Annotated in this window: 3 protein-coding genes and 2 pseudogenes; 4 read left to right on the top strand and 1 reads right to left on the bottom strand. The window is 50.1% G+C overall.

Annotated elements, in window-relative coordinates; translation table 11 throughout:
• From GTGU_RS26200 to GTGU_RS23000, 4 genes and pseudogenes are all read left to right on the top strand, one after another.
• A pseudogene (locus GTGU_RS26200) lies at positions 1-258 on the top strand (pentapeptide repeat-containing protein); the annotation flags it as partial.
• Positions 251-640, top strand: coding sequence for a RuvC family protein (locus tag GTGU_RS26760; RefSeq protein ID WP_156964242.1), 390 nt, complete (start codon positions 251-253; stop codon positions 638-640). The pseudogene GTGU_RS26200 and the gene GTGU_RS26760, both read left to right, overlap by 8 nt.
• The gene (locus GTGU_RS24085) at positions 637-1,227 is read left to right on the top strand and encodes a hypothetical protein (protein ID WP_051857437.1); all 591 of its coding nucleotides are present in this window, start codon (positions 637-639) and stop codon (positions 1,225-1,227) included. The genes GTGU_RS26760 and GTGU_RS24085 overlap by 4 nt, the downstream gene beginning before the upstream one ends.
• A 1-nt stretch (position 1,228) precedes the next feature.
• Positions 1,229-1,426 carry a hypothetical protein gene (locus GTGU_RS23000; protein WP_038163255.1) on the top strand — a complete coding sequence of 66 codons (198 nt, stop codon included), beginning with the start codon at positions 1,229-1,231 and terminating at the stop codon, positions 1,424-1,426.
• An 808-nt stretch (positions 1,427-2,234) separates the two neighbouring features.
• On the opposite strand, the pseudogene GTGU_RS26755 reads toward GTGU_RS23000, so the two are convergent.
• Positions 2,235-2,365 (bottom strand): annotated as a pseudogene (locus GTGU_RS26755) (phage portal protein); the annotation flags it as partial.

Genomic DNA, 2,365 nt, shown 5'->3' with positions numbered 1-2,365 from the left:
CCTGATCTCACTTTCGCAATCATTGGCGAGAAGTACTTCATTAGCATCACGAATGGTGAATATGTGCGAGCTGGCTGCCAGAACCACACAGCAGAAGAGTGGCGTAAATACAGCAAGCAGGAAATCGCTGAGATGGATGGGCGTAATGCGCTCAAGTTCTATCCGCGCCTGCTGGATATTATCGATTTCTACCTGGGTAAAGGTGAGCGTCCTGAATGGCTGAAAGATTGTTCAAACGGTGAAAATTGCGATGAGTAGTTTTTTAGGAATTGACCCTGGATGTAGTGGTGCGCTTGTGCTCATTACTGGACAGGGCGGATACATCGACCACCTGGCAATGCCGACCATCAGGGTCGGTAGCAAGTCCAGAGTGAACGGCGCAGCGGTGGCGGCATGGGTTAGGCAGTACGGAATCACGCATGCGTACCTCGAAAACCTATTCCCTGCATGTGCGCCCTGCAACTTACTGAAAACGTCCTACTCGCTGGAAATGTTCAGAAAGCAGGTATCTCTTCAGGTCGAGCGAGGGCGCAAGAGCAGCATGAATTTCCGCACGGCAGAGCGCTTCGGGCTGGTTGAGGTGATCGAAAAGCCGGTGGTGTTCTGGTTTGAACAGTATCAGGAAGGAGCAACAGCATGACTACTATTACCCGAGAAGAGATTGAGCACTATCTGCACGCGGCAGAACAGGTGCAACTCAACAGCTTCGACAGAGGTAAGCTCATCTCAGTTCCACCCTGGCACATGGTTGATCTGGCGCGGATGGCGCTGGCATCGCTCGAAGCGGAGCCTGTTGCGTGGACTGATGCAGAAGAATTGCGCGATGTAAAAAGATATGGGTTCGCTGAGATGTTTTCAGTTGAGCCAATATCTGCTAATGCCGATCCGCTGAGGATTATTCCGCTTTTCACCACCCAGCCAGCGCCGATGAGCAAGGCAGCAACTGATGTGCTGGAAGAACGCCAGCGCCAGATCACTGCCGAAGGTTGGACGCCTGAGCATGATGACGAGCATTCGAATGGAGAAATGGCTATTGCCGCAAGCTCCTATGCACGGTATGCGCACACCAATATATATCCAGTTCTGCCACTTAGCTGGCCGTGGGAAGCAAAGTGGTTTAAGCAGCAAGGTGCCAGGCGTGATCTGGTGAAAGCCGGTGCCCTCATTCTGGCAGAAATCGAGCGTATTGACCGCGCTGCTGACATCAACAATAAAGGTGGCGAATAAAATGAAGATTGTTCTGAAAGAAAGGGTATTCGTGAACGGGCGTTGGTGGTATCGGTCATCGTTTGAGTATCAGATTGATGGCAGTCAATTCACTGGTTTTTTCTACGCGGTCAACAGGTACGACGCAGCCTGCAGGCTGAAAGCGATCAAAGAAAACGCCGTATTGAGCGATGAGGACGTTGAGTTTATCGAGAAATAACAGCAACTACCGTCACTGAAAGTTTGATATTTGTGGCGCGACTAAATGATAAGCCGCCAATTGCTGGCGGCTTATCAGGTGTCGGTGACTTAAAATCCGTCAAATTCATCAAGCATCTCTCCGGGATTTGCGCGAAATTCAGCATCAGTTACAGTTTTCATCTTCGCTTCCATTGTCAAAATCCACAGCGCAAGTATACGACAACCCCGCGCGATAATAACACCCTCCAGGAACGTTTCATGCTCTGCACAATAGTGCACAATTTTGCACAATTTTTTTGATGGTATTTTTGCCTTTTCCGCCCAGCGCGGGCGCGGTCTGAACAAGGATCGACGAATGCACGAAAAACGAAGCAAAAGTTGCGCGCAGGCGACGGGGGGACAGCGCACGAAACAGGGCCCGGAAAGGGGTTGCCTTAAATCGCTATTCCGGGCAAATATCCGGCCTTCTGAGGGCTTATATTGGTTTAGGACTGCGCAGGACACGGGTGTGAAACTGCGCCTGCTGTAGAGGCTCTCAGGCGTTATCTGCTGACGGGTTAAACGATGAAAAAAATAGAGTAATGTGATCACATTTGATGGGGTGATGGTGAAAATTACTGAATGAAATAAACAGGATACAGTGACGAACTATCATGTCAGCGACGGGTAAAAAGTGATCCACTTACATCGCCACCGCAAATGGACAAAATCAGGTGGTTCAGGCCGGACGCCGGCAACATATATCGGGAGAAAGTCACCGGAAAAACTTAAAACCGGTTTACTTAACCTGCAGGTCTGATGACCAGACCTGCGCCGTCAGTATCGTGTCACTTTGATTCAAGCAAAGCATACTGGTTAAACCGGATGACTTCTTCACCAAGCCATTCATTGACGTGCTTCATGGCCTCCATCACAGGGGTCAGCTCGTTGATGGCAAAGACCCGCGCGGCTTTCTCAA

This window comes from Trabulsiella guamensis ATCC 49490 (assembly GCF_000734965.1).
GTDB classification, from domain to species: domain Bacteria; phylum Pseudomonadota; class Gammaproteobacteria; order Enterobacterales; family Enterobacteriaceae; genus Trabulsiella; species Trabulsiella guamensis.
This window is presented reverse-complemented; position numbering and strand designations above follow the sequence as displayed.

What these genes read in the sequence shown, in the direction of transcription:
- GTGU_RS26760 (WP_156964242.1), top strand. Translation starts at nt 251, where the DNA reads ATGAGTAGTTTTTTAGGAATTGACCCTGGATGTAGTGGTGCGCTTGTG.
- GTGU_RS23000 (WP_038163255.1), top strand. Translation starts at nt 1,229, where the DNA reads ATGAAGATTGTTCTGAAAGAAAGGGTATTCGTGAACGGGCGTTGGTGG.
- GTGU_RS24085 (WP_051857437.1), top strand. Translation starts at nt 637, where the DNA reads ATGACTACTATTACCCGAGAAGAGATTGAGCACTATCTGCACGCGGCA.